The sequence below is a fragment of the Lacticaseibacillus sp. 53-4 genome (assembly GCF_016861805.1).
In the GTDB taxonomy this organism is placed as follows: Bacteria; Bacillota; Bacilli; order Lactobacillales; family Lactobacillaceae; genus Lacticaseibacillus.
On the sequence record NZ_BOLT01000005.1, the window covers coordinates 86889 to 112214 of the forward strand.

The 25326-nt window shown below is 57.0% G+C and carries 25 protein-coding genes; 19 read left to right on the forward strand and 6 right to left on the reverse strand.

Going from position 1 to position 25326, the window contains the following annotated elements; all coding sequences use genetic code 11:
- Nucleotides 1-138: 138 nt before the first annotated feature.
- The 3 genes from JUF21_RS03545 (at nucleotide 139) to JUF21_RS03555 (ending at nucleotide 2225) form a co-directional block, all read left to right on the forward strand.
- Nucleotides 139-588, forward strand: coding sequence for a universal stress protein (locus JUF21_RS03545; protein WP_125756028.1), 450 nt, complete (start codon nucleotides 139-141; stop codon nucleotides 586-588).
- Between the two features lie 146 nt (nucleotides 589-734).
- Complete coding sequence (locus JUF21_RS03550; protein ID WP_203623517.1) at nucleotides 735-1268, forward strand: DNA-3-methyladenine glycosylase I; 534 nt, start codon at nucleotides 735-737, stop codon at nucleotides 1266-1268.
- Between the two features lie 30 nt (nucleotides 1269-1298).
- On the forward strand, nucleotides 1299-2225 hold the full coding sequence (locus JUF21_RS03555) for a DMT family transporter (protein WP_203623516.1): 927 nt from the start codon (nucleotides 1299-1301) through the stop codon (nucleotides 2223-2225).
- Nucleotides 2226-2277: 52 nt separating this feature from the next.
- Here the strand turns inward: JUF21_RS03555 and JUF21_RS03560 are convergent, their stop codons facing one another.
- Nucleotides 2278-2466, reverse strand: a complete 189-nt coding sequence (locus tag JUF21_RS03560) for a hypothetical protein (protein ID WP_125756022.1) — start codon at nucleotides 2464-2466, stop codon at nucleotides 2278-2280.
- Between the two features lie 135 nt (nucleotides 2467-2601).
- On the opposite strand from JUF21_RS03560, the gene JUF21_RS03565 reads away from it, so the two are divergent.
- The gene (locus tag JUF21_RS03565; RefSeq protein WP_203623515.1) at nucleotides 2602-3096 is read left to right on the forward strand and encodes a hypothetical protein; all 495 of its coding nucleotides are present in this window, start codon (nucleotides 2602-2604) and stop codon (nucleotides 3094-3096) included.
- A gap of 3 nt (nucleotides 3097-3099) precedes the next feature.
- Here the strand turns inward: JUF21_RS03565 and JUF21_RS03570 are convergent, their stop codons facing one another.
- The gene (locus JUF21_RS03570) at nucleotides 3100-3339 is read right to left on the reverse strand and encodes a hypothetical protein (protein ID WP_203623514.1); all 240 of its coding nucleotides are present in this window, start codon (nucleotides 3337-3339) and stop codon (nucleotides 3100-3102) included.
- A gap of 153 nt (nucleotides 3340-3492) precedes the next feature.
- Between JUF21_RS03570 and eis the strand changes: the two genes are divergently transcribed.
- Nucleotides 3493-4659, forward strand: coding sequence for an enhanced intracellular survival protein Eis (eis, locus tag JUF21_RS03575; protein WP_203623513.1), 1167 nt, complete (start codon nucleotides 3493-3495; stop codon nucleotides 4657-4659).
- Between the two features lie 154 nt (nucleotides 4660-4813).
- Entirely contained in the window at nucleotides 4814-6250 is a 1437-nt protein-coding gene (locus JUF21_RS03580) for an amino acid permease (protein ID WP_203623512.1), read from the forward strand.
- Between the two features lie 73 nt (nucleotides 6251-6323).
- On the opposite strand, the gene add is transcribed toward JUF21_RS03580, so the two are convergent.
- Complete coding sequence (gene add, locus JUF21_RS03585; protein WP_203663108.1) at nucleotides 6324-7343, reverse strand: adenosine deaminase; 1020 nt, start codon at nucleotides 7341-7343, stop codon at nucleotides 6324-6326.
- Nucleotides 7344-7460: 117 nt separating this feature from the next.
- Between add and JUF21_RS03590 the strand changes: the two genes are divergently transcribed.
- The 5 genes from JUF21_RS03590 (at nucleotide 7461) to cydC (ending at nucleotide 14816) form a co-directional block, all read left to right on the forward strand.
- Nucleotides 7461-8765, forward strand: a complete 1305-nt coding sequence (locus tag JUF21_RS03590) for a pyrimidine-nucleoside phosphorylase (protein ID WP_203663110.1) — start codon at nucleotides 7461-7463, stop codon at nucleotides 8763-8765.
- A 144-nt stretch (nucleotides 8766-8909) separates the two neighbouring features.
- The gene (locus JUF21_RS03595) at nucleotides 8910-10334 is read left to right on the forward strand and encodes a cytochrome ubiquinol oxidase subunit I (protein WP_203623509.1); all 1425 of its coding nucleotides are present in this window, start codon (nucleotides 8910-8912) and stop codon (nucleotides 10332-10334) included.
- Nucleotides 10331-11338 (forward strand): cytochrome d ubiquinol oxidase subunit II, encoded by a 1008-nt coding sequence (cydB, locus tag JUF21_RS03600; protein WP_203623508.1) that lies wholly within the window; start codon nucleotides 10331-10333, stop codon nucleotides 11336-11338. The genes JUF21_RS03595 and cydB overlap by 4 nt, the downstream gene beginning before the upstream one ends.
- Before the next feature lie 27 nt (nucleotides 11339-11365).
- Nucleotides 11366-13108, forward strand: coding sequence for a thiol reductant ABC exporter subunit CydD (cydD, locus tag JUF21_RS03605; RefSeq protein WP_203623507.1), 1743 nt, complete (start codon nucleotides 11366-11368; stop codon nucleotides 13106-13108).
- Entirely contained in the window at nucleotides 13095-14816 is a 1722-nt protein-coding gene (gene cydC / locus JUF21_RS03610) for a thiol reductant ABC exporter subunit CydC (protein WP_203623506.1), read from the forward strand. Before cydD ends, cydC begins: the two co-directional genes overlap by 14 nt.
- A gap of 162 nt (nucleotides 14817-14978) precedes the next feature.
- Here the strand turns inward: cydC and JUF21_RS03615 are convergent, their stop codons facing one another.
- Nucleotides 14979-15947: a polyprenyl synthetase family protein gene (locus JUF21_RS03615; protein WP_125757730.1), complete on the reverse strand. Its 969-nt coding sequence runs from the start codon at nucleotides 15945-15947 to the stop codon at nucleotides 14979-14981.
- An 85-nt stretch (nucleotides 15948-16032) separates the two neighbouring features.
- On the opposite strand from JUF21_RS03615, the gene JUF21_RS03620 reads away from it, so the two are divergent.
- From JUF21_RS03620 to sfsA, 5 genes are all read left to right on the forward strand, one after another.
- Nucleotides 16033-16947 (forward strand): 1,4-dihydroxy-2-naphthoate polyprenyltransferase, encoded by a 915-nt coding sequence (locus tag JUF21_RS03620; protein ID WP_203663112.1) that lies wholly within the window; start codon nucleotides 16033-16035, stop codon nucleotides 16945-16947.
- Nucleotides 16948-16991: 44 nt separating this feature from the next.
- Nucleotides 16992-18083 carry a metallophosphoesterase gene (locus JUF21_RS03625; RefSeq protein WP_203623504.1) on the forward strand — a complete coding sequence of 364 codons (1092 nt, stop codon included), beginning with the start codon at nucleotides 16992-16994 and terminating at the stop codon, nucleotides 18081-18083.
- A 579-nt stretch (nucleotides 18084-18662) separates the two neighbouring features.
- The gene (locus JUF21_RS03630) at nucleotides 18663-19214 is read left to right on the forward strand and encodes a DUF2785 domain-containing protein (protein ID WP_203623503.1); all 552 of its coding nucleotides are present in this window, start codon (nucleotides 18663-18665) and stop codon (nucleotides 19212-19214) included.
- A 146-nt stretch (nucleotides 19215-19360) separates the two neighbouring features.
- Complete coding sequence (locus tag JUF21_RS03635; protein ID WP_125757739.1) at nucleotides 19361-19822, forward strand: universal stress protein; 462 nt, start codon at nucleotides 19361-19363, stop codon at nucleotides 19820-19822.
- A gap of 45 nt (nucleotides 19823-19867) precedes the next feature.
- On the forward strand, nucleotides 19868-20593 hold the full coding sequence (sfsA, locus tag JUF21_RS03640) for a DNA/RNA nuclease SfsA (RefSeq protein ID WP_203623502.1): 726 nt from the start codon (nucleotides 19868-19870) through the stop codon (nucleotides 20591-20593).
- A 53-nt stretch (nucleotides 20594-20646) separates the two neighbouring features.
- Here sfsA and JUF21_RS03645 read toward each other — a convergent pair whose 3' ends face one another.
- Nucleotides 20647-22002, reverse strand: a complete 1356-nt coding sequence (locus tag JUF21_RS03645) for an MFS transporter (RefSeq protein ID WP_255559834.1) — start codon at nucleotides 22000-22002, stop codon at nucleotides 20647-20649.
- A gap of 193 nt (nucleotides 22003-22195) precedes the next feature.
- Here JUF21_RS03645 and JUF21_RS03650 point away from each other — a divergent pair, with 193 nt between their 5' ends.
- On the forward strand, nucleotides 22196-22909 hold the full coding sequence (locus JUF21_RS03650; RefSeq protein WP_125757745.1) for a class A sortase: 714 nt from the start codon (nucleotides 22196-22198) through the stop codon (nucleotides 22907-22909).
- Between the two features lie 78 nt (nucleotides 22910-22987).
- Entirely contained in the window at nucleotides 22988-24037 is a 1050-nt protein-coding gene (locus tag JUF21_RS03655; RefSeq protein ID WP_203623500.1) for an AI-2E family transporter, read from the forward strand.
- Between the two features lie 29 nt (nucleotides 24038-24066).
- On the opposite strand, the gene JUF21_RS03660 is transcribed toward JUF21_RS03655, so the two are convergent.
- Nucleotides 24067-24276, reverse strand: a complete 210-nt coding sequence (locus tag JUF21_RS03660) for a hypothetical protein (protein WP_203623499.1) — start codon at nucleotides 24274-24276, stop codon at nucleotides 24067-24069.
- Nucleotides 24277-24435: 159 nt separating this feature from the next.
- On the opposite strand from JUF21_RS03660, the gene JUF21_RS03665 reads away from it, so the two are divergent.
- Nucleotides 24436-25128 (forward strand): 2,3-diphosphoglycerate-dependent phosphoglycerate mutase, encoded by a 693-nt coding sequence (locus JUF21_RS03665; protein ID WP_125757751.1) that lies wholly within the window; start codon nucleotides 24436-24438, stop codon nucleotides 25126-25128.
- Nucleotides 25129-25326 lie beyond the last annotated feature (198 nt).

Here is a 25326-nt window from a genome sequence, read left to right on the forward strand (position 1 = left end):
TCTGAACTGCCGCGTTAGACGTTTTTTTATTCCCAAAAAAGCTTATTCGGGCTGCGACGGAGCGGCCCGATCATGATGCTTCTGCTTGTTTTTGGCCGGCTGATGATTTACGCTTGAGAAAAGAGAGGGTGTGATCACATGGATCAAGAATATACCACGATACTGGTTCCAGTTGATGGCTCCGATGAGGCTGAGCTGGCATTCAGCAAGGCGGTCAAGGTCGCACAGACCAACCACGCCCACCTGGACATCTTGAACGTCCTGGATACAAAGCAATTTATTGGTGGCTATGGCGGCATGATCTCTGGCGATGCGATTTACCAGCTGACCCAAGATGCCGAGAAGTATTTGGATGGCTTGCAGACCCGCGCTGAACAGGCTGGTTTGACCGACGTCGCGATTCACGTGCGCTTCGGCAACCCGAAGAATGTCATCGCGACCGACTTTCCGCACGACCACAAGACGGACCTGATCATGATCGGGGCCACCGGGCTCAATGCGGTCGAGCGTGTGCTGGTCGGCTCGGTCACCGAGTACGTCAACCGCACCGCGCCGTGCGATGTACTGATCGTCAAAACTGAAGCTTAAAGTTTTTGCAAGGGCTCGCTGCGGCGGGCTCTTTTTTCGTGCCAAAGAGCACAAGCCGCTGCCTTGACGACAGGCCGCGTCCTTTTTAAAGTAGGGGGCAAGAAAACTGAACTTTGGCGGCGTAATCTATCCGCGGAGGTGCTAAGATGGAAGAATCAGTTTGGTGGGCCAAAAGCCCGGTGTTAAAAGACTATCACGATCATGAATGGGGCGTGCCCAAGCATGATGATCGCCAGCTGTTCGAGCTGCTGAGCCTGGAAAGTCTGCAAATCGGACTGAACTGGGAGCTGGTGCTGAACAAGCGGGCCGCGTTCAACGAGGTGTTTCACGATTTTGAGATTGACGCTGTTGCGCGCATGACAGATGCGGACATTGAGCCGCTCATGGCAGACGCGCGGCTCATCCGCAATCGGCGTAAGCTCGCGTCGATTCCGCACAATGCCCGCGCGGTTCAACAGATCCAGCAAGCCTTCGGCAGTTTTGCGGCGTACGTGTGGCATTTTACCGCGGGTGAGCAGCTGGTTAACAAGCCGCGCCGCTGGGCCGACGTGCCGGCGTACACGGACCTGTCGACCGCGGTCGCCAAGGACATGAAAAAGCGCGGCATCACCATGATTGGGCCGACTTCGGCATACAGCTTCCTGCAAGGGGCTGGCGTGATCGATGACCATTTGGCCTGACTGAAAAAATTTATTGCTGGTAGGACAATCATGCACAATAAACGGTTACTTGGGTTAGGACTGGCGATTTTCGGCTCGTGCCTGTGGGGCGTGTCGGGGCCGGCCAGTGAAGTGCTTTTTCAACAGGGAACCGACGTGGCCTGGCTGATTTCGGCCAAGATGCTGATCGCCGGTATTTTGACGATGGCATTTGCCTGGATGCGTGAGGGCAAGCAAATTTTTGCCCCGTGGCACAATAAACATGACGCCTGGCAAATGACGATTTTTATCCTGTTTGGGATGATCACGATGCAATTCATTTACTTTAAGGCCGTGGAGGTCGCTAACGCCCCGACCGCGACGACGCTGCAGTACCTGTCGCCAGTGGTGATTTTGCTGATCTTGGCGGTTCAAACGCGCCAGCTGCCGCGGCGGATCGATGTGCTGGTGATCGCCCTGGCGATGTTTGGCACGCTGCTGGTGGTCACCAAAGGGCATCTGACGACGCTGGCAATTTCGCCCAGCGCGCTTCTTTGGGGGCTGGGCGCGGCACTGGCCGCCGCACTGTACACACTGCTGCCGGCGGGACTGCTTGCGCATTACTCCCCGCTGGTCGTGGTTGGTTGGGCGCAGCTGATCGGCGGGCTGCTCATGACCGTGTATCGGCCGCTGTGGGTCGGCGTGCCGCACCTCAACTCGCTGGGCTGGGGCGCGTTCGGATTCGTCGTGATTTTCGGCACGCTGATTGCCTACCTGTCGTACTTGGCCAGCCTGCGCTACATTTCGGCGACGGCGGCCGGGCTGCTGGACGCCTTTGAGCCGATTGGCGCTACAATCACCTCGGTCCTGTTTTTACACCTGCACCTGGGGCCCGCCGAGCTGCTTGGCACCGCGGTGATCATTGGGACAGTATTTTTGATGGCGGCCACTGGTCCCAAAGCGCCCAAAACCGCGAAGACGCGGCGCACGCCGGCCTGACGAGATGAGTTAATAAAAAGATCACGCAGCCAGGCCGCGTGATCATCACCCCTTATTTGGTGTGGGGACTGTGTTCATGTAATTTGACGAGATTCGGTAAGCGGGTTTGATGCTGGTTGGATGTCAGCGCCAAGATGTAGCCATTTTTCACGCGCAGTTTGTACGTGATCCGGGGCTTTAGACGCAAGGGCCGGCCTTCCGCATCAAACACCGGCAGTGGCCGTTTTTTGATGTCAGGCATAATCATCCCTCCTTAGTTCTATTATAGCAGGGGTGGCAAGTCACCTAACCTTGGGCTGAAGCTTTGACCATGGTACAATGTTTTTGATGTTTTGACTCTGCCGGAAATTATCGGCACAAACACGTGGAGGTCATAATGGATCAATTTGGAATCAGTGAACTGGCGGACTGGCTGGAGGCCAATAACGATCAACTGCTCGATAAGGCAGAGTTGATGCCCACGGACAAAGTGTTGGCCGCCGTGGACTACCTCAAGGTACTGGCCCAGCCGGCCGCGGCATACTTGCCGATGAAGCAGGGCACGTTTGACCGGGAAGAATCCGATCACAAGCTGAACCTAATGGCCGACGACCAGCCGCTGTCGCAGGTGGAAGACCGGATCATGGTCAACCACGTCGATGGTTCCATCACCAAGGATGAGCTGAATTTCACCTACAACCATGAGCCGGTGTTTGAAGACGGCTACCAGGCCAAAAAGGACCTGAACATTGTGAAGTTCGGCCTTGAGGTCATCGGCGCTGTGGCCACCTCTGGTCACTTGGAAACCGTGACCGCTGCGCTGTCCAAGGATGCCGCTGTGACGCTGATTGTCGCGGCTGCGCGCTTCCGGCAGTGGCAGGAAGCCAAGTAGCCTTCAGGCGGGATCGGGCATCAACCAGTCGGAATCCATCAGTTGATGCAGGCGCGTCGACACTGGGACCCACAAACGAGCTTTGAGAATAGCGCTGATGGCCTGCCAAAATGCGGGGTCGTCGCGCTGTTTTTCGTTGGTCTCAACCGTCAGCGTCTTCCCGGTCTCGGTGCGGGCGATGATCTGCGGGTACTTGATGGTTTCGAGCTGAGCGGCAACAACGTGGGTTTGATTCAGTTCCATGACGATCTCCCTTTCTTGATGCGATAAGTTCAGGATAGCGGGGAGATGTGCACTTTTCTCAGCGAGATTGTGAAGGTTGTGCGCTTTTACACATAAGAAAAGGTGACGGTGATACGGTATACTGAAGGCACTAAGATTCTAGGGAGGACAATTATGGTCGCAGTTGCTCGGTTGACCGCTTCAGATGAGGCCGCGTACTACGCGCTGGCCCGTTACGCCTTTAATTTGCCGCAAAGTGAAAGCCGTGATCGCGCTTTTGCCAGCCTGTACGCGCATTCCCAGGCCTGGGGCAGCGGGGAGCCGCTGGAAAGCGGAGTCTTGGGGACGCATTTTGAAGTCGACTTTGCCGGAACCACGTACAAAATGAGTGGTATCGGCTACGTGGCCTCGTACCCCGAAACCGCCGGTAATGGCGGGATCAGTGCCATCATGAAGGAAGCCTTCAAGGACATGCGCGCTGCCGGCGAGACCTTATCCTACCTGGCGCCGTTTGCCAGCACGTTTTATCGCCGGTTCGGCTATGAAGGGGCCTTCGACCAGGTCGATCATGTGCTGCCGGCCGCCGCGTTTCCCAAGGTGCCGCAGCGCAGCAATGAGGTCACCGTGCACCGCGTGCCGTTTCGCGCGGCGATCGCGGCTATGCGGGAGGTTTACGATCGCAGTTCAGATGCGACGCGCGGCGGGCTGCGGCGAGCGGACTGGTGGTGGCAAAACCTGGCCGACCATTATCCGGACCGCGAAGTGGCCGTGGCCACGCTGGGGGAGCGGCCGACCGGCTACGTGATCTACCAGCGCGAGGCGGCCACGTTTCGTATCATCGAGCAGTTCCACGATGACTTGGACACGCTGCTGGCGCTGGCCCGCTTTATCGGCGGCCATCGCACCGCGTACCAGCGGTTTGTTTACACTACTGGCAACCCGGAGTCGCTGCACGACTTGCTGCCGGATCCCAGTGTGCTAACCACTTCGGTGCACGCCTATATGATGGCACGAATCGTCGACGTGGCGGACTTCATGCGCCGCTATCCGTACCAGGTGACCGACCTGGCGCCGGTCTTGATCGGCATCACAGACGATTACATTCCGGAAAATGCCGGGGTCTGGCGCCTGGCGCTCGACGACGGCCAGGCGACGTTTGAAAAGGCGACGGGCAAGCCGCAGATTGCCTTGTCGATCCAGCAGCTGGTCAAGGCAACCTTCGGGGTGCGGCCGCTTCAGGACGCTTATAACCTGGGCCTGATCGATGGTGATCCGTTCACCATCACCAGCGTGGGGGCGGCCTTCATCACTCGCCAAGCCCAGCTGTATGATTACTTCTAAGCACACTGACAGACCGCTGCACTCAGGCGGTCTTTTTTGCGGCTTCATCGCATTCTCATTAGATTTTGAGGGCTGATTCACCGAATTCTCCACTCGGTTTTCGTACACTGAAAAGACGAGTCTGGTCTTTGACCAACAAGTAGGGGGAATTCTCATGGAAGAAAGCAAAAAACTGCGCTGGTACAACGTTGCCTTGATCGCATTTGTCGCCGTTTGGGGCCTCGGCAACGTGGTCAACAACTACGCCCAGCAAGGCCTGTCAGTGATCACCTCATGGATTTTGATCATGCTGCTGTACTTTGTACCATATGCGCTGATTGTCGGCCAGCTGGGCTCGGCGTTCAAGAACGAAAGCGGCGGCGTGTCCAGCTGGATCAAGCGGACGTCAACCAAGCGGCTGGCGTATTACGCCGCCTGGACCTACTGGGTGGTGCATGTGCCGTACCTGGCGCAAAAACCGCAGGGTATCCTGATTTCTTTAAGTTGGCTGTTTAAGGGTAACGGGAAATTCGTCAACGAGGTTTCGTCGATGACGGTGTCGTTGATCTGCCTCGTGCTGTTTCTGGCGTTCTTGTGGCTGTCGTCGCGCGGACTGGCGACGCTGAATCGCATCGGGTCGGTCGCCGGGACGGCCATGTTTATCATGTCGCTGCTGTTTATCATCCTCGCGGTGTCCGCGCCGTTCATGGTGAAGGGGACGCCAATTGCGACGCCGCACATGGACCGGCTGAGCACGTACCTGCCAAACTTCAACCTAAACTACTTCACCACGCTGTCCATGCTGGTGTTTGCCGTCGGCGGCGCGGAAAAAATCTCGCCGTACGTCAACAGCACCAAGCACGCGGCCAAGGAGTTCCCGCTGGGCATGCTGGTGCTCGCCGGCATGGTCGCCTTGTGCGCGATTCTCGGGAGCTTTGGGATGGGGATGCTGTTCAACTCGCGCCACATTCCCCAGGACTTGATGGCTAACGGTGCCTACCTGGCCTTTGCCAAGCTTGGCGGTTACTACCATGTTGGCAACCTGTTCGTGATTCTATACGCCTTGGCGCAAACCATGGCCCAGATCTCGGCGCTGGCCTTTTCCATCGACGCGCCGCTGAAAATCTTGCTGGGCGATGCCGACCCCGAATTCGTGCCGCGCGAGTTGCGCAAGCTGAACCAAAACGGGACGCCGGTGAAGGGCTACTGGCTGACCGGGGTGCTGGTGAGCGTGCTGATCGTGGTGCCGGCTTTGGGCATCGGCAACATGAACATGCTTTACAACTGGCTGCTCAACCTGAATTCGGTTGTGATGCCGCTGCGCTACCTTTGGGTGTTCCTGGCATACATTCTATTGAACAAGCATCTCGACCGGTTTAAATCAGACTACGAATTCGTCAAGAATCCCAAGGTGGGGATGGTCATCGGCGGCTGGTGCTTCTTTTTCACCGCTTTTGCCTGCGTGATGGGCATGATGCCAAAAATCTCGTTTGAAGCGGATCCTGGCACCTGGTGGTTTCAGATGGGCCTAAACGTCGTCACGCCGCTACTGTTCTTGGCGCTTGGCCTGATCCTGCCTGCCATCGCGCGGCGGCAGCAGCCGACACATTAACCGAAGGACTTAGGACGCAAAATGTGCCACCCTCAAGCATTCTGAGGGTGGCACATTTTTATGGCTGGTGGCGTTATAGGTATCGCCGATAATCCTTCTCCAGCCGCGCGTGCAGCACGGCTTTTTGCGTTTCAGTGCAAAATGACGCGTCGACCGCAGTGTGGTTAAAGGCCAAGAGATCGGCAATCGTGACGCCAAAGTTTTGAATAAATAGCCAGTACTCGCGGGTCAGCGTGGTGTTGGAGACGGTGCGGTTATCGGTGTTGATGGTGATCTTGGCGCCAGCGTCGTGCAGCGCGCGGTAGGGGAACTCCTTAAGACTGCGTGCGGCCTTAGTTTGCAGATTCGAGGTCAGGCAAAGCTCGGCCGTGGCTCCGGCGTTCACGAACTGGTGGATCAAGGCCGGCTGATCGTAAATTGCCGTGACATGCCCGATTCGTTTGATGCCCAATTGCAGGGCCTTTTCGATGTTTGCTGGCTCATGGCACTCACCGGCGTGCAAGGTCAGCGGCACGCCCAGCTGCTGGGCGCGCTTGATGGCGGGCTGGATCGCAACTGGCGGAAAGGCGCCTTCGTTGCCAGCAAAATCGCCGCCGACTAGGCCGTGGGAAAGCAGCGGCGCGGTTTGCTCAAACATGCGCTCACTGGTGCCGACCGGCAGCTGGCGCATGCCACACACCAACGCGCGGGCGATGATATCGAACTGACTCATCCCGCGGTGCAGGCCGGCAATCACGGCGGTCGTCGCCTCAGCAACAGTCAGCCCTTGGTCGGTCGACTGGTCTGGGGCAAAACGCACCTCAATGTAGCGGACGTTTTCAGCAGCTGCCTGGGCCACCACTTCGTACGCCGCCATTTCTAGCGCTTCTTGCGTTTGCAACAGCGGCCGGATGAAGTCGAACGTTTTCAGGTAGTCCATCAAATTCTCGCTCTCTGGCGGGGCGGTCACCAGTTTTCGCAGAGCCGAATCGCTTGCCGGCACGGGCACGCGGCTAAGCTTTGCCAGCTTGCGGATCATCTCCAGGCTCAGTGAGCCGTCCAGGTGACAATGCAGCTCGATTTTTCCGATATGGTGCAGCACTTTTTCGTCCATGATCGCCCTCCTTAGCTAACTGAAGTGTAACATAATGGGCCGGTCGGTAATCGGTTTCAACGCGCATTTGTTAGTCTGCTACAATAGAATTATCTCAACAGGAAAGCAGGGATCGCGATGCGCATGGTGGATCTGATTGCGAAGAAACGCGACGGGCAGACATTGACCAAAGAGGAAATCAACTGGATGATCACGGGATACGTCAAAGATGAGATCCCCGACTATCAGATGAGTGCCTTTTTAATGGCGACCTATTTCAAGGGCATGGGAGAGGCCGAGCAGGCTGACTTGGCCATGGCGATGCTCAACTCGGGGGACCGGCTGGATCTGTCCGACATCCCCGGCATCAAGGTCGATAAGCACTCGACCGGTGGGGTCGGCGACAAGATCAGCATTCCCCTGACGCCGCTGGTGGCCTGCCTGGGCGTGCCAGTGCCAATGATCTCGGGCCGCGGCCTTGGCCACACCGGCGGGACACTTGATAAGCTGGAAAGCATTCCCGGTTTTCGCGTTGACCTCTCCGAGCAGGAATTTAAGACGCAGGTGGCCAGCATTCACCAGGCCATTGTCTCGGCGTCCGGTGACCTGGCCCCGGCGGACCGGCGCCTTTACGCCCTGCGCGACGTGACCGCCACTGTGGAGTCAATCCCACTGATTGCCAGCTCGATCATGTCCAAAAAAATCGCCTCCGGCACCAGTGCATTGGTGTTCGACGTCAAAGTCGGCAATGGCGCCTTCATGAAAACCGAGGCGGACGCAGAAAAGTTGGCGCAGGCACTGGTGACTATCGCCAAGCAGGCGGGGGTTAAGAGTGTGGCGCTACTTACCAACATGGACCAGCCGCTTGGCATCACGATCGGCAACTCGCTTGAAATCGCTGAAAGTATCGCCATTTTGCGCAATCGCGGGCCGAAAGATGTCCGTGACCTCACTGTGACGCTGGCCGCCCACATGCTGGTGCTCGGCGGCAAGACGCAAAGCCTTGAGCAGGCAATCGGCATGGCAGAAGACGCCCTTTGCGACGGCCGGGCACTGAACGCATTCAAGCAATTGATCAAGGCGCAAGGTGGTGACCCAGCGGTGGTGGATGACCCAAGACGGTTGCCACAGGCCAAGTACCGGGTCGACGTGAAAGCGACGCAAGCTGGCGTAGTGACCGGTATCGACACCAATGCACTGGGGCTAGCCGCGATGCAGCTGGGCGGCGGGCGCGCCAAAAAAGGCGACCAGCTCGACCTCGCAGTGGGGCTGGTGCTCCATAAAAAGCTGGGGACGCCAGTGTCTGTTGGCGATACGCTGGTGACGCTGCATGCGGATAGCCAGGAGACCGCCGCCATCGAGCAGGCCGTTCATCAGGCGTTCACAATCGGTCAATCGGCCCCGGCCAAATTTCAGCTGATCAAAAAAGTGATTCAAGGATAAGCTCAACGCGGTTTCCGGCGGGGAAACCGTGTTTTTTTATCGGCCTGGTGCTAAACTAGAATCGTACTAGTGTAAGTGCTTTTTTCGACGTGGGGGACGTCGCAAATTTCGGTGCCAAAGCGGCACCGCAAGGAGGTTATGGCGATGATTGCAGGGTTATCTGTTCTTGGTCTTGCACGGTTCCAATTTGCCATGACGACTGTTTTCCACTTTTTCTTCGTTCCATTCTCCATCGGGATGGCGCTGGTCACCGCGATTATGGAGACCATGTACGTCCGGACGAAGGACGAGATGTATAAGAAAATGACGAAGTTTTGGGGCAGGATCTTCCTGTTGAGCTTCGCCGTTGGGGTCGTCACCGGTATTATTCAGGAATTCCAGTTCGGGATGAACTGGTCGAATTACTCCCGGTTCATGGGAGATATTTTTGGGGCACCACTGGCGATCGAAGCGCTGCTGGCATTCTTCATGGAGTCGACGTTTATCGGCCTGTGGATGTTCACCTGGGACCGCTTCAAGCCGGCTGACCACGCCGCGTTGATTTGGTTTGTGTGGCTGGGCACGACGCTGTCGGCGATCTGGATCCTCAGCGCGAACTCGTTCATGCAGCACCCGACCGGGTTTGCCATCAATGAGGCGACCGGGCGCGTCAAGCTGGTCAACTTCATGGCGGTGATCGGCAATCCGCAGCTCTGGGTCGAATTCCCGCATGTGGTCTTCGGGGCCTTTGTTACCGCGGCGTTTGCCGTGGCTGGCATGTCGGCCTGGCGGATTCTCAAGCATGACCACGTGGACTTTTACAAGAAGTCCATGCGCATTGGCCTCACGGTTGGGCTGATCGCGTCGATCGGCGTCGTCTTTGTCGGCGACTTGCAGACGCGATTCATGATGAATGACCAGCCGATGAAGTTCGCGGCAACTGAAGGAATTTACAAGGATACCAAGAGCCCGGCCTCGTGGGCGGTGGTTGAACTGATCAACACCAAGGATCACACGGTCAAGGGCAACATTGAAATTCCTTACCTGCTGAGCCTGCTGTCTTATCACAGGACGACCGGCGCGGTTAAAGGCATGGATACTGTCAACAAGGAACTAGAAAAGAAGTACGGGGCCGACAAGAACTATTACGTGCCGGTGAAGACGCTGTTTTGGTCCTTCCGGGTCATGGCCGGGATTGGCACTGGCCTGATCATCGGATCTGCCGCCGTGCTGTGGTTCTCCCGCAAGAAGAAGGACACGATTGAAAATAAGCGGTGGCTGCTGTATGTGACCGGCTTTGCGCTTTGGATGCCGTTTATTGCCAACACTGCCGGCTGGTTCATCACCGAACTGGGCCGGTATCCGTGGGTCGTGTACGGGTTGTACACGATCGCCGATGCGGTTTCGCCAACCACTACGGTCGGCCAGCTGCTGTTCACGAACATTGTGTACTTCCTGATCTTCACCCTGCTGGGCGGCGTGATGATTTACTATAGTCACCGCGTGCTCGTCAATGGGCCAGACGGACCGCTGGACACCAATTATGGGGTTGCCAAGGATCCGTTTGCTAAGGAGGCGTTCGCAAAATGAGCGGCTTACAAATTCTCTGGTTCTTACTGCTTGCCGTCCTGTTCATCGGCTTCTTCTTCCTGGAAGGGTTTGACTTCGGGGTCGGTATGGCCTCACGCCTGCTTGCCCACAACGAGGACGAGCGCACCCAGCTGGTCGCCACCATTGGGCCGCACTGGGACGGCAACGAAGTCTGGCTGATCACGGCCGGCGGGGCAATGTTTGCCTCTTATCCGCTGTGGTACGCCAGCCTGTTCTCTGGGTTTTACATCATGTTCTTCCTGGTGCTGTTTGGCCTGATCATTCGCGGCGTGTCGTTTGAATTCGCCGCCCACGCGGAAACCGCGCGCGGTCGCAGCATCTGGCGCTGGGCACTGTTTTGCGGCTCAGTGATCCCGCCGTTCATCCTCGGGATGATTTTCACCGCGATCATGCAGCCGCTGCCAATCGACGCGCAGGGCAACGTTTTTGCGACCCTGGGCAATCAGATCAACCTGCTGACGATCGTCGGCGGGGTGGCGGTCACCTTGATGTGCTTCATGCACGGGTTGAACTTCATCCGGCTGAAGACCACCGGCCCGCTGCGGGCCCGTGCGCGTCAGTACAACCAGGTGCTTTCCTGGGTGCTGTACGCCGGGGAAGTCGTCTTCGCGCTGTTGGTGTTCTTCTTCACTGACTTCTTCGCGAAGCGGCCAATTTCCACCACGCTGATCATTTTGCTGATTGTATGCGTGGCGGTGATCCAGCACTTCGGGGTGCTCAAGGACAACGAACTGGTGTCGTTCATCGGCTCTGGCCTGGGGCTTGCTCTGGTGGTCGGGCTGATTTTCAACGGCCTGTTCCCACGGGTGATGATCGCGCAAAATGCGGCCCACTCAATCATGATCGCCGACGCGTCGGCCAGTCCGTTGACGCTTGAAATCATGACCGGCGTCACCTGTGTGCTGCTGCCGATCGCGCTGGCGTACTTCATCTGGAGCTACGTCGTGTTCCACAAACGCGTCGCGCCAAAAGGCAATGCCTGATTTCTGAGACAACAAAGGAGTAACAGTATGATCGACAAACGACTTATGCGTTTGCCGGGAATGCGGACGATTATGACAATGCTTGCCGGGCTCGCGCTCGTGCAAGCATTTGTCATTTTAGGCCAAGGTCATTTTCTGGCCGCCGGCATCGTGCACGCCTGGCAGCGCAAACCACTTTCTGGGCTCTGGCTGTTCGTGATCGGCTTTGCCGCAGCCTACACGCTGCGCCAGCTGATCACCTGGCTGCGCAATGTGATTGCCGAACGCTTCGCCCGCAAAACTGCCGGCGCTTTGCAGCAGCAGCTGCTGGCCAAGGTGTATGCCTTGGGTCCGCAGCTGGCCGCCAGCGAAGGCACCGGCAACCTGGTGACGATGGCGCTGGATGGTATCCCAGAAACGCAGAATTACATTGAATTGATTTTGAACAAGATTCTCAACATGATGATCATTCCTTGGGTGTTGCTGGTGTACATCTTCATGCAGCAGCACCTGGCCGGGATCGCCCTGCTGATCATGTTTCCTGTGATTATTTTATTCATGATCATCCTGGGGTATGCGGCCCGGGACGAATCCGAAAAGCAGTACGCCGGTTTTCAGTCGATGTCGAACCAGTTCATCGACTCGCTGCGCGGGCTCAAGACACTGCAGCTGATGGGCATCTCCAAGCAGTACGCGGATAACGTTTATCAGGTCTCCGAACGTTACCGCAAGCAAACCATGAACGTGCTGAAAATTGCGATGCTGTCGAGTTTTGCAATGGACTTTTTCGCGACGCTGTCTATCGCGGTCGTCGCCGTGTTCATGGGCATTGATCTGCTGAACGGCAGTCTGGCCCTGTACCCGGCGATGGTCGCCTTGATCCTCGCGCCTGAGTACTTCATGCCGATCCGCGAGTTCGGCAATGACTATCACGCCACGCTCAACGGCAAAAATGCGATGAACGCGGTGCTGACGGTACTGGCCCAGCCGGTGCCGACGCCAGTTGAAGGACTGCCAGAGCTGACCGGGTGGGATCAGGACGCAACGCTTTCTGCCGAGCACCTGAATTTCACCTACCCGGGGCGCGAAACCGGCGTGTCTGACGCCAGTTTTACGCTGCACGGTGGCCAAAAGGTGGCCATCATCGGGCCCAGCGGCTCGGGCAAATCCACGCTGCTGAACCTGATTGGCGGCTTCCTGCAGCCGGATGCCGGTACCACGCCATTTACCGCCAATGGTCACGCGTTGCCGCACATGGCGCAGCCGGCCTGGCAGGATCACCTGTCCTATATTCCGCAGGCGCCTTACATTTTTGCGACGTCGATTGCCGACAACGTCCGCTTTTATCGGCCGGACGCGACCGCTGATGAGGTGGCCGAAGCCGTTGCCCAAGCTGGGTTAACTGACTGGATCAAAACGCTGCCCGACGGGCTGGACACGCGCATTGGGGAAGGCGGCCGCGGCATTTCCGGCGGTCAGGCCCAGCGGATCGCGCTGGGCCGCACGCTGCTGGATGCTAAGCGGCAGGTCTGGCTGTTTGATGAACCGACCGCGCACTTGGATATTGAAACCGAGGCGGCGCTTAAGGCCACGCTGGTGCCACTGTTCAAAGACCGGCTGGTGATTTTTGCCACGCACCGGCTGCACTGGCTGAATCAGATGGACTGGGTCATCGTGATGGCGGAAGGCCGGATCGTGGCGCAAGGCACGCCGGCCGACTTGCAGGCCCACTCAAAGCCTTATCAGGAGCTGGTCGCGGAAATGCGAGGTGAGTTCAATGTTCAAGCATGATACCTGGGTCAAACCAGACCTCAAACGCTACAAAAACCTGCTGTTTTGGTCGCTGGCCCTTGGGGTGCTGACCTATTTCTGCGCAGGGGCCTTGATGTTCACCTCGGGCTATTTGATCGACTTTGCGGCCACAATGCCGCTGTTTGCCGCGATCTATGTACCAGTCGTTTTGACCCGTGCGTTTGGGATCGGCCGGCCGGTGTTCCAGTACCTGGAACGCCTGACGTCGCACAACTGGGTGCTGAAAATCACCAGTCACATGCGCCGCAAGCTTTATCAGGTGCTGGAAACCGATGCCGCGTTCGTCCAGGAGCATCACCAAACCGGTGACATTCTGAGTCTGCTCAGCGACGATATCGGGCACATTCAAAACATGTACCTGCGCGCGATTTTTCCCACCGTAGTTGCCGGCGGTTTGACGCTGCTGATCACGCTAGGGTTGGGCATCTTCGACTGGCGTTTTGCCCTGTGGGTCCTGCTGCTGCTGTTGGTGCAGATCGTCCTGATCCCCTGGTGGGGGCTGTTAATTGAAACTAAGCGCAAGCTGCGGCAAAAGGAACTGAATCAAAAAGCCTATGTCGATCTGACCGATGCCGTGCTGGGCCTGTCCGATTGGGCCATCACCCACCGCCAAGAGCAGTTTGTCGACCAGGCCACGACGACTACGGCACAGCTGGCTGCTTCCACGCACCGGTCGAAAATGTTTGAGTGGGCGCGGGATTTTGTCGCGAACCTGTTTTTCGGCGCAGTGCCGGCCAGTTTGATGGTGTGGGCGAGCTGGTACTTTGCCGGCACGCAGCTGACTGCCGACTGGATTGGCTCGTTTGTCCTCGTGATGTTCCCACTTTCTATGGCCTTCTCCAATGTGGCGCAAGGCATCGGCGAGTGGCCAACCTATAAAACGGCGCTTTCCCACCTCAACCAACTGAAGCCGACGACGCGTGCCTTGCCTGAGCAGCTCGCCGCGCCGGCCACGGTGGGCGCTTTGACTGTGCAGGACTTGGCCTTCCAGTATGATGCCGAAAGCGAAGTCCTGATCGATCACCTGAACCTGATGCTCAAGGCCGGTCAGAAACTGGCAATCTTGGGTCCCAGCGGCATGGGCAAAACCACGCTGCTCCAACTGATCTTGGGCGACCTCACGCCGACCCGCGGTACCGTGACCCTCGACGGCGTCAATGTGCTGCAGTATCAGGACCAACGCACCAGGCTGTTCGCGGTGCTGGATCAGAGTCCATTTTTGTTCAACACGTCGATTCTCAACAACGTGCGACTCGGCAATGAAGCGGCCAGCGATGAAGACGTTCAGCGGGTGCTCAGGGAAGTGCAGCTGGACGAGCTGATCGCCGGTTTGCCAAAAGGCATGGACACGCCAGTCGAAGAGGCGGGCTTTGGCTTTTCCGGTGGCGAGCGGCAGCGGCTGTCGCTGGCGCGCATCCTGCTTCAAGACGCGTCAATCGTGCTGCTGGATGAGCCCACGGTCGGGCTGGATCCAATTACCGAACAGGCGCTGCTGGACACCATGTTCCGCGTTTTGGCGGGAAAGACTGTCCTGTGGGTGACCCATCACCTGCAGGGGGTCAGCCAGTGCGACCAGGTTATTTTCCTAGAAGATGGGAAGCTGACCATGGCTGGCAGCCCGGCTGATCTGATGGCCAACAATGAGCGGTACCGGCGGCTTTACGCGCTGGATGCCGGTCAGGCCTAATAATAGACTGCGACATCAAGCGGGTTTAGCCCAAAACACAAGGGCCTCTGTGCCACGATTCGTTTTTAGAATCGCGGTGCGGAGGCTCTTGTGTTTTGGGCGGTGCTTGATGGAACGCGACCAGGCCAGTATGGTGTGCGCTCGTTTTGATTGATTTCAAAGTTAGTTACTCCGTGTCAGGAGGTGCTGCGTCAGGTGGTGAAGTTCGTCCCGTTTGGAACCGGCGGGGAAGGCATTTAATGCTGCCAGGGCCTTATCAGTGTACGCGGTTGCCAGCCGTTCAGCCTCAGGAATGCCGGTAACACTGATCAGCGCAGCTGCCGCGGATAAGGTCTTTGGGTCCTCAGTCCTGCGCTCAAGCAGCGCCGCTAAGGTCCCGTCATCTTCGCGCAGCGCGTACAGTACCGGCAGGGTATAGATGCCATTTTGCAGGTCTTCCAGGCGCGGTTTTTGCATTTTCTCCGGTCGGCCCGTAAAGTCCAAGAGGTCGTCAATCATTTGAAAAGCCATCCCAACGCACCGGCCGTACCGGTAGGCGGCGGTTTGCTCGGCGGCTGAGGCCCCGGACAAGGTGGCGCCTTGATAGGCTGCGAGTCCAAACAAGGCGGCGGTTTTGCCGCTGATTTGCCGGAGATACTGGTGAACCGTCAGCTTGGTGCCGCGGCTGACGGCGTTTTGGTCGAGCTCCCCCATAAAAATCCGATGCATGATGCGCGCGTTGGTCCCCACATTTGCCACCGTGGGAGCCGCCTCGGCGAGCAGTTCGAAGTACACGGAAAATAGAAAATCGCCGGCGTAAATTGCGGCTTTGTTGCCATCAGTGGCCGTAAGTGTCGGCAGGCCGCGGCGGATGGCTGACGTGTCCAGCACGTCGTCATGCTCAAGGGTCGCCAAATGAAGAGCCTCGATCGCCGCCCCGGCGGAGATCAAAGACGGATTGTCAATGTTATGGAAACGCGCTAGCATAAACATAAGCCCACTACGAAGCATTTTGCCCCCAGCTGCCACCTGTGCCTGCACGCGGGCATTAACTGTCGGCACGCGCAGACGCGTGCGGTCTGCTAGGCGGGTCTGCACCAGGGTGAGTTTTTGATAGACTTCGGGGTATTGCTGCCACTGCGGCTGGACCATAACGTTGACCTCCACTTGTACGTCAACTCTACCCCAGCATCTTTAACAGTGTCAACGCAAAGACCGAGGATTAGGGGGAAAGCCTGTGAAGGCGAAAGTGTTTTTTGAATTAGTCGAAATTAAAGCTAAAACCGCGTCCGTATTTCCTTTCCTGATGGGGACACTGTACGCCTGGTACCATTATCACACGCTCCATCTACCTGAGCTGATCGTGTTTTTTATTGCGATGCTGCTGTTCAACATGGCCGTGGACGCGAATGATAACTACCAGGACTACCGGCGGGCCCAGCGTGTGGAGGCCGAGGCGTTTCGGCAAAAGACCAACATCATCGGCCGCGAGCACCTGAATCCAAGCGCCATCGGTTGGCTGATTGTGGCCATGATGGCCGCCAGTGCCGTTTTGGGGCTGTGGATGGTGAGCCGCACCGGCTGGCCGCTGCTGTGTCTGGGCCTGTTCAGCTTTGCTGTCGGGTACTGTTACGCCGGCGGCCCGCGGCCAATTTCCACCACGCCGACGGGGGAATTTTTCTCCGGCTTCACCATGGGGTTCGTGATCTTCCTGATTGCCGTCTATGTCAACGCGTTTTCGGTCGCAGCGTTTAACTGGGCGTTCATCTGGCCGGTCCTGCTGGCTTCCGGGCTGGCGCAAGGCGCGATTGCGGCGCTGCTGTTGGCCAACAACATCGCCGACGAGGAAGAGGACAAGCAGCTCAACCGGCGGACCATCGTGTACTACTTGGGGCGCCGGCGCAGCCTGATTTTCTTCGCCGGGCTCTACACGGTCGGTTTTTTGGCGCTCATTGTCGCTGTGTGGCTGCAGATTCTGCCGAAGCTGTCGCTGCTGACTTTGGTGACCATTCCAATCGTGGTCAAAAATGTGCGCACGTTTGCCAAACGCCCAGTGAAAACCGAGACGTTCCCGCTTGCGATTAAGAGCTTGTTTCTCACTACGCTGGCCCAGGTCGTGTTCATGGGCCTGGCTGTGTGGCTTAATTTCTGATAGAACACCAGTGGTGCCAATTGGGCATCGTCAGGAGGGCATCTATGCTGCTGCGTCCAAATATTTCTATTCGCCGCTTTGCCAAGGCGGATCTGACCAAGTTTGCCGAGTGGGTACGGCCCCAGCTGCCGGCTTCGGCCCTGAATTTTGCGGTGATCACGGACACCCATGACCGCACCGCCTTTTCGCGGACGTATTACGGGCCCAATGGCTACTGGCACGTGCAGGAGCAGCATTGGCTGGCAGGAGAGCTGCCGGTGTCCTGGCGCATTCACCTGGGCGACCTGGTGGACGGCTCGGAGCCGGCGTTCATGACCATGTGGCGGCTGCGCAACATCGCCGCGGATTTCAAGGCGGATGATCTGCCGTTTGTGATTGCCAAGGGCAACCACGACGACAACGATAAGTACGCCGAAAAAAATCGCCGGTTTGCGGGCAGTTTTCACCCCTGGGTGTTTAACGACACCGTGTTTCGGCCGATGACCCAGCAGGTCGGCGGGCCTTCAGTGACGCGCCACGGACTGTCCTTTTTCGATAGTGGGACCGTGCGGGTGATCGTGCTGAACACCTCTGATGTCCCGGTGCGCTGGATCGGCGGCCGCCGCAACTACGACCTGAAAAAAACGCTGGCGGTCACCGCCGAGCAGCTGCAGGAGCTCTGCGATGCGCTGGCTGGTGCAGGCACCCGCGACGTCTTGATCATGGCCCACGCGCCGGCGATGGTGCGCAGCGGCAAGCCCGGACTAAAGTTCAACGGGCGGCCGCTGCACGAGGTGCTGCGGGCCTTTAACGAGAAGTATGCCGGCCGGGTGGAATGCGGGACGCATCCCGATTTCGGCGGGAGCGCCCGGTTTGATTTTTCTCAGACTTCCGGCACCATCATCGGCTACCTGGCCGGCCACTGGCACACCGAAGAGGATTACCGCGTCAACGGGATTCACTACAGCCTGCTGAACTGCTCCGCGCTGATGGGCCGGCTGCACGGGTTGACCACCAATTACAATCGCAAGTGGAATCGCCTCATCAATACGCCCAGTGAGTATGCCGGGTACGTGGTGTCCATCGATCCAAACCGGCGGATGTTGCGGGAATTTGGCTACGGCGCAGCCAGTCCGCTACGGCAGTTTAAGTATTAAAAGACGACCTGATTTTTCTTTTAAAAATAACGGCGTAAGCGCTTGCACCATTCTGCGGACCATGGTATATTATAGATGGAGTTAAGGGAGGTCACTCGGAGAGATCCAAGAACTTGATCCACCAAGACCTGCTCGAAAGTGCCGGTTGTCCAACACATGATTAGAGCTAAGGCACAACTGATTCTGTGCCACCAAGTGAACTACCTGATAGAACCAGAAAGTTGTCAGTTTAATGGAGGTGTGAGTCTGCTAAAGAGACTCAATAATCCAAGCGGAATGACGACGAGATAAAGGTGCATATCGGTTGAATAAAGTAACAACACACAACGCCAAGTTATCTGGCAGCACCAAAGTACTTCAAGTTGTCTAACCGTACAAGTGAATAAGAGATATTAGAGGTGTCGCAGTATCCAAGTTTCTAGTAAGCAACTTCGCAATACCGAGGATCACCTTAACTCTTAAAGGGCTTCGAATCGTGATTAGTGCAAGATCCGATTTGAAGCCTATTTTTTTGCGCTTTTGCGCGTGTTCAGGGGCCCGGCGGCTATGCTATGATGTGGCCAAAGAAGGTGGTTGCACATGCAGCAGGAACTGGAACAAAAACTGACGCAGTCTGATCCGCTGACTTTTACTGATGCCGAAGTGACTTGGCTGCTGGCCCATGTCGGCGACCTAGACGGGCATGTGCGCGACGAGGTGACTTTCACCCTGATGGCCCGCGGACGGCTGGCCAGCGGGTTCACGCTCGCCCAGAAGGCGCAGATCAACCGGACAGTGGTTGCGGCAAAACCAATTTTGCAAGGCATCGATCAGCCGCAAAATGACCAGGTCTTTTTGCGCAGTTTTGCCGCGTTGCTTGGCAGCTTGATTCTGCGGGCGGATGCCGAGACGCCATTTCTGAGCCGCGATGATCGCGGGCTGTGGTTCCAGTGGGCGCTTGAGTACCTGTACCGGGAGCACGACTGGCGCGGTTATGTTCAGGGCCGCGGCTGGGCGCATGCGCTGGCCGAGGGTCGCGTGGCGGCGTTTTTGCCGGCCTGGCCGCCGGGTATCGCCTCAGCGCCTGGCATCGGGTGGTTCAAACGCTGTATTTTCTGGCGCCAGCCGTGCGCGATGCTTGTCAGCCGTTGATCACGCGCTACTTCCGCGAAACTGGCTGTCTGGATCGGTGACTGGCCGCGACAGGCAAATCAACGCCTAAAGTCCAAGACTGCGGTATAATCAATGGGAAAGCTGTTACCCGCGGCGCGCCGCGGTCAGACATAGGAGGCATGCACATGGCAACTGAACAGGATTTTGAAGTTGAGTCGATGCATTATAACCGCCTGCTGCTCGCGGTCGACGATGATGACGATGATTCTTCCCACAAGGCGTTTAACTACGCGGCCACACTGGCCAAAATCTACAACATCCCGTTGGGCATTGTTTCGGTTCTGGAAACTGGCGATTTGAACATTTACCAATCGCTTTCTCCGGACCTGTTGGCCGACCGGCGCAGCCAAATGGCCGCCCACCTGAACACCTACGTTGAAAAGGCGGAGGCTTTTGGCGCCCAGGACGTCCAACCGCTGATTGGCGAGGGCAAGCCGGCCGCTGTGATTCTCGACGAGATCGTGCCGGCCTTCAAGCCGGACCTGATTATTTTAGGCTCGCACGAACGGCGCGGGCGCTCGCGCCTGGGGCACGTCGCCGCGGAAATCGCGCGCGAAGCCGACGCCTCGGTCATCATCGTTCGTTAAGCCAAAGCCGGCAGTGATTGTCGGCTTTTTTGTCTGGAGGATAGCGTGAAATATTCAAATGTGGTCATCGGGCACGTGATCAAACGGATCAGCCGCTTTACCGTCACGGTGCAGTTGGCCGACGAACCAGTTGCCGCGCACCTCAGCAACACTGGCCGAAACAAGGAGCTGCTGCTGCCCGGCGCGCCGATCAGCGTTCGCAAGGCGGATAACCCCGCTCGCAAAACGCCGTACGACATCATCGCAGTCCAGCGCGACGGCCGGTGGATCAACATTGACAGTCTTGCGCCCAACCGCGTGGTCAATGCGGCACTAACTGATGGCAGCTTGGTGCTGCCCACCTGCGAAGAGCCTTACCAGGTGCGACCAGAGACGACCTACCTTGACAGTCGGTTGGATTTTGCCGGGCAGGACGCGGCCAGCCATGACTGGTTTGTCGAGGTCAAAGGTGTGACGTTGGCCAATGGGGAACGGGCCGCGTTTCCCGATGCCCCGACCACGCGCGGGCTCAAGCATGTCCACACGCTGACGCACGCGGCGCAAAGCGGCTACCGTGCGTTTCTGGTATTTGTGGTGCAGCTGCCTGGCATCGCCAGCATGACGATTTTCAAAGCGCGATTTCCAGAGCTGGCACCGGCGATCACCGCGGCCAAGGCGGCTGGCGTCCAGATTATCGCGCTCACGTGCCGCACGGGACCGGATGAAATCACGTTGGACCAGCCGATTTTGTTTGACGAGCGGCTGCCGTTTGAAGAAATCCAGTTGGACTAAAAAAGCTCGCTGCCGCTGTCTCAATTTGCTGAGACCAGCGGCAGCGAGCTTTTTTATGCTTCTCGTTTGCCTGGCATGGTCAGACCTAATAGCAGGCCGACGGCGCCGACGAGCGCAAAGGCGAAGAAAGTGGCGGTGAAGCCGGCATTTTGACTGCCGGTGGCCGTCTGCACGGTGCTTAAGATCATGGTGGCGACGGCGACCCCGGTGGAGCCCAGCAGCTGGCGAATGGTGGTGGTGACCGCAGTCCCATCGGAGATCAGCGCCTTGGGCAAGGCGTTCGCGCCGGCCGTGACCGCCGGCATCATCACAAATGCGTTACCGGCTTCGGTGAACATCGCGCCGATGATGGCGACGATCAGCGGCATGCGGCCGACAAGCAGACCCAGCAGCACAAACCCGATGACGATCAGACTCATGCCGATCGTGACGACGCGGCGCGGGCCAATTTTATCCAGCAGGGCCCCGGCGCGGGGGTTCAGCAGGCTGAGCAGCACCGCCGCCGGCACCAGGGACAGGCCGGAGATCAGCGGTGAGACTTTCAGGACATCTTGGAAGTACAGCGGCATGACGATGGTGGTGACAATCAGTGCGATGTAGGAAATGCCGGTCATCAACACCGCCTTTGTGAACAGCGAGGTCTTGAACACCTGCAGCTCGAGCAGCGGCTTTTTCATTTTTAGCTGGCGCGTGGTGAACCAGACCGCAGCCAGTACCGAAATGATCAAGATAGTCCACAGCGCGGTGTTCATGCCCGCGTGAGTGGCTTCAGACAGCACGTACAGCAAAGCAGGGAAGCTGGCAGCGAGGATGACCGACAGCCAGTCAAGCGCGGACAGCGCCTTGGGCATGACGTCCGTGATCGTGACGGTGGACGCCGCCAGGACTGCTAGGGCGACAATCAGAAACAGGGCAAACAGCGCCTGCCACGGGAAGAAGCTGAGCAGCACGCCCGAGATGATCGGCCCAACCGCCAAGGCGGAGCCCATTACCAGCCCCGCCAGGCCCATGGTCCGCCCGCGCGCGGCCCGCGGCGTGATCGTCAGCAGCACGGTTTGGTAGCTGGGGAAGATGATTCCGACCGCGAGGGCCTCGAGCAGCCGACCGACCATCAGCACCGTGAAGCTCGGGGCCCAGATGCAAAAGACCGTGCCCATGGCGAACAAAGCAACGATGCTTTGAAACAGTTTTTTAAACCCGACATTGTTCAAAAGCCATGGAGAAACGGGAATCATCAGGCTCATCACCAGCATGAACCCGGTGGTCAGCCAGGAAACAGTACTGGCACTGAGCCCAAAGCTTTTCATGAACGTCGGATACGCGGTGCTTAGTGAGGACTGCGAAATCGACATGGAGAACGTGCCAGTCAGCAGCGTGGCGATAAATGCGGTGTGTTTGGAACGACTGATTGATGATTGCGACTGTGACAAAAAACTCATCCTCTCTAATGGCAGGCTTGGGGGCTTATTAGGCAACCCTTAACCTCTGTCCCAATTATAAACGTTCCAATTTATGGCGCAAGTCGCTCCGTTGTGCTCAATTAATTTACGGGTTATAATTAGCACAAGATTCAGATTTAGCGCGTTTACAGGAGGTAGCAAGATGGCGAAAGCCCGGAAGCACTCGAAGAAAAGTTCAAGGGCCAAGACCTGGGCCTGGCGGGTGTTTTTGACGCTCGGTCTCGTGGTCGGGTTAGCACTGGTTTTTAATGAACAAATCAAGCTGTTTGTTGTCGATTGGATGAGTCGGTCGACTTTGAGTACGCTCGATCAAAAGGTCGTCGCTAAGAACAATAAGAAGAAGGCCACCTATGATTTCTCTAAAGTTAACGACCTCGATTTAGGGACTGTGGGCAATGCGGCCATGAACACTAAGAACGCGATCGGCATGATCGCGATTCCAAAGGTGTCCCTGCACCTGCCGATTATGAAGGGGCTGGCCAACGATAACCTCTCAGTTGGGGCTGCAACCATGACGGCGGACCAGAAGATGGGCGAGGGGAATTACGCCTTGGCAGGGCATGACACCTCCCACAAAGGCGTGCTCTTTTCCCCGCTGGGTTACGTGAAAGCTGGCGACAACGTCTACCTCACTGACATGAAAAATGTGTATCGATACAAGGTGACCCTGAAGAAAAACGTTGATCAGTACGAAGTCCACTGGGTCGATCCGGTCCCGAACCAAAAGTTGATCACCCTGATCACCTGTGAAGTGAACACAGCGACGCGTGCTGATCGCATTATGGTGCGTGGTGAGTTGACAAAAGTTTCGAAGGCCACGAACAAGCGGCTTAAAGTGTTTAAAGCAGATAAGTGATGCAGGTTCAGGCGTCGCCCGAGGGGGGCGGCGCCTTTGTTCATCTGGGGTATAATGATAGCTGACGGGAGGGGTTTGATGACCAAGTACGAACGGTTTGTGGCCAATGTGAAACTGCGCCGCTGGGTGGTGCTGGCCAGCCTGGTAATCATTTTGTGGCTGGTGCGCGCGGTGATGAGCACGATTTTGTTGACGTTCATTTTCTCATTTTTGGTGACGCGGCTGATCAAGGTCATCAGACGCCATGTGCACCTGCCGGCGATGGTAGTCGTTGTGCCCTTGTACCTGCTGATTATCGCCGGGATGGCGTATGCGGTGATCCACTACGTTCCGGCGGTGGTTAATCAAACCATTCACCTGGTCAACTCGGTGAGCGACTTTTACAACAGCAAGGCCTTTGCGAACAATCAGGCCATGCAGTGGGTCGTGCAGGCCGCCAACCAGATGAATTTGAACGATCAGATCAAGACTTCGGTGACTGCGCTGTTGCAGTACGCTGGCAGCTTGACGGCCATGGGCGTGACGCTGGTTTTATCGCTGATCCTCAGCTTCTTTTTCTCGATGGAAATCGATGAGCTGAGACACTTTGGCCACAACTTCACTAATTCCACGTTTGGCTGGTATTTTCAGGACGTCGCGTACTTTGCAAACAAATTCATTGCGTCGTTCGGAGTCGTGATCGAGGCGCAGCTCTTTATTGCGCTGGTCAACACGACCATTACCACCATCACGCTGATCTTCCTGAAAATGCCTAACATTCCCAGCTTGGCCGTCATGGTCTTCCTGCTGTCGCTGGTGCCGGTCGCCGGGGCCTTGATCTCGGTCGTGCCGCTGGCCATCATCGCCTACACGGTCAGCGGTTTGCGGGGCGTGATCACGATCATCGCCATGATCATTGTGATTCACCTGCTGGAAACCTACGTCCTGAACCCGAAATTCATGAGCAGCCGGACCAAGCTGCCGGTCTTCTTCACCTTTGTGGTGCTGATGGTCGGGGACTGGCTTTTTGGCACCTGGGGCCTGATCGTCGGGATCCCGATTTTTACCTTCATTCTCGACCTGCTCGGCGTTAAGAAACTGCCGACGACAAAAAAAGCGCCGCCGATCACGGCTGCGCGAGCAAAATAACCTTTGATCAGCCGCATGCGGCTGGTTTTTTAATGGCGATGAAAAATTTTGTGCAATAAGCCGGCGATGATGGCGATGCCGCCGCCGATTAGCAGCAGGTCCATGACGCCGTGCAGCATGGATAAGCCGGTACTAGCATCGACTGCGGTCCGCAGCGCAGGACTGTTGACGTAGACCAGAAAGTACGCAATGCTGACCAGCCAGAGCACGACCACCGTCAGCCACCAATATTTACGCATAAAATTACCTCCGCTACGAGTCTACCAGAAATGATGCCTCAATGGGGACGACAACGCGCGGCAGGTAAAAGACGTCGCGCTTTTTCTGCAAATGGTGTATCATTAAGTGTCGAAAACAGCTGTGAATGCAGCAAAATAAAAAAGTGAGGTAATCTCTCGATGGCAAAATTAGTGCTTATCCGTCACGGCCAAAGTGAATGGAACCTGTCCAACCAGTTTACCGGCTGGGTCGATGTTGACCTGTCCGAAAAGGGAACTGAAGAAGCGAAGGAAGCAGGTCGTCGCATCAAGAAGGCCGGCCTGGAATTCGATCAGGCTTACACGTCCGTTTTGACCCGTGCGATCAAGACTTTGCACTACGCACTGGAAGAATCCGATCAGCTTTGGATCCCAGAAACCAAGACCTGGCGGCTGAACGAGCGTCACTACGGCGCTTTGCAGGGCCAGAACAAGGCCGAAGCAGCCAAGAAGTGGGGCGACGAGCAGGTTCACATCTGGCGTCGTTCATACGACACTTTGCCACCGCTTTTGAGCGCTGACGACGAAGGCTCCGCTGCTCAGGACCGTCGTTACGCGAACCTCGACCCCCGGATTATTCCTGGCGGCGAGAACCTCAAGGTCACTTTGGAGCGCGTTATCCCATTCTGGGAAGATCACATTGCTCCGGACCTGCTTGACGGCAAGAATGTCATCATTGCTGCGCACGGCAACTCCCTGCGTGCTTTGACCAAGTACATTGAAAACATTTCCGATGAAGACATCATCAACTTGGAAATGACCACTGGTGAACCTGTTGTTTACACATTCAACGACAAGCTTGAAGTCACCGACAAAGTTAAGCTCGACAAGTAATTCACGATCCATCACGGTCCGTCTGCCAGCGCAGGCGGATTTTTTTATAGAGGCTTTAGCCGGGCTCGCGCGGAGACGCGCGAGGCTCAAAACCACCCGCTGTGCGGGTGGAGTCAAATGAGTTATACGAAAAACTCTCCTCGTCGATTAGAATATGGATGTTCAAGGCCATACTACATAATCGAAAAGGAGAGAAGA

What these genes read in the sequence shown, in the direction of transcription:
- JUF21_RS03545 (WP_125756028.1), top strand. Translation starts at nt 139, where the DNA reads ATGGATCAAGAATATACCACGATACTGGTTCCAGTTGATGGCTCCGAT.
- JUF21_RS03550 (WP_203623517.1), top strand. Translation starts at nt 735, where the DNA reads ATGGAAGAATCAGTTTGGTGGGCCAAAAGCCCGGTGTTAAAAGACTAT.
- JUF21_RS03555 (WP_203623516.1), top strand. Translation starts at nt 1,299, where the DNA reads ATGCACAATAAACGGTTACTTGGGTTAGGACTGGCGATTTTCGGCTCG.
- JUF21_RS03560 (WP_125756022.1), bottom strand. Translation starts at nt 2,466, where the DNA reads ATGCCTGACATCAAAAAACGGCCACTGCCGGTGTTTGATGCGGAAGGC.
- JUF21_RS03565 (WP_203623515.1), top strand. Translation starts at nt 2,602, where the DNA reads ATGGATCAATTTGGAATCAGTGAACTGGCGGACTGGCTGGAGGCCAAT.
- JUF21_RS03570 (WP_203623514.1), bottom strand. Translation starts at nt 3,339, where the DNA reads ATGGAACTGAATCAAACCCACGTTGTTGCCGCTCAGCTCGAAACCATC.
- eis (WP_203623513.1), top strand. Translation starts at nt 3,493, where the DNA reads ATGGTCGCAGTTGCTCGGTTGACCGCTTCAGATGAGGCCGCGTACTAC.
- JUF21_RS03580 (WP_203623512.1), top strand. Translation starts at nt 4,814, where the DNA reads ATGGAAGAAAGCAAAAAACTGCGCTGGTACAACGTTGCCTTGATCGCA.
- add (WP_203663108.1), bottom strand. Translation starts at nt 7,343, where the DNA reads ATGGACGAAAAAGTGCTGCACCATATCGGAAAAATCGAGCTGCATTGT.
- JUF21_RS03590 (WP_203663110.1), top strand. Translation starts at nt 7,461, where the DNA reads ATGCGCATGGTGGATCTGATTGCGAAGAAACGCGACGGGCAGACATTG.
- JUF21_RS03595 (WP_203623509.1), top strand. Translation starts at nt 8,910, where the DNA reads ATGATTGCAGGGTTATCTGTTCTTGGTCTTGCACGGTTCCAATTTGCC.
- cydB (WP_203623508.1), top strand. Translation starts at nt 10,331, where the DNA reads ATGAGCGGCTTACAAATTCTCTGGTTCTTACTGCTTGCCGTCCTGTTC.
- cydD (WP_203623507.1), top strand. Translation starts at nt 11,366, where the DNA reads ATGATCGACAAACGACTTATGCGTTTGCCGGGAATGCGGACGATTATG.
- cydC (WP_203623506.1), top strand. Translation starts at nt 13,095, where the DNA reads ATGTTCAAGCATGATACCTGGGTCAAACCAGACCTCAAACGCTACAAA.
- JUF21_RS03615 (WP_125757730.1), bottom strand. Translation starts at nt 15,947, where the DNA reads ATGGTCCAGCCGCAGTGGCAGCAATACCCCGAAGTCTATCAAAAACTC.
- JUF21_RS03625 (WP_203623504.1), top strand. Translation starts at nt 16,992, where the DNA reads ATGCTGCTGCGTCCAAATATTTCTATTCGCCGCTTTGCCAAGGCGGAT.
- JUF21_RS03630 (WP_203623503.1), top strand. Translation starts at nt 18,663, where the DNA reads ATGCAGCAGGAACTGGAACAAAAACTGACGCAGTCTGATCCGCTGACT.
- JUF21_RS03635 (WP_125757739.1), top strand. Translation starts at nt 19,361, where the DNA reads ATGGCAACTGAACAGGATTTTGAAGTTGAGTCGATGCATTATAACCGC.
- JUF21_RS03650 (WP_125757745.1), top strand. Translation starts at nt 22,196, where the DNA reads ATGGCGAAAGCCCGGAAGCACTCGAAGAAAAGTTCAAGGGCCAAGACC.
- JUF21_RS03655 (WP_203623500.1), top strand. Translation starts at nt 22,988, where the DNA reads ATGACCAAGTACGAACGGTTTGTGGCCAATGTGAAACTGCGCCGCTGG.
- JUF21_RS03660 (WP_203623499.1), bottom strand. Translation starts at nt 24,276, where the DNA reads ATGCGTAAATATTGGTGGCTGACGGTGGTCGTGCTCTGGCTGGTCAGC.
- JUF21_RS03665 (WP_125757751.1), top strand. Translation starts at nt 24,436, where the DNA reads ATGGCAAAATTAGTGCTTATCCGTCACGGCCAAAGTGAATGGAACCTG.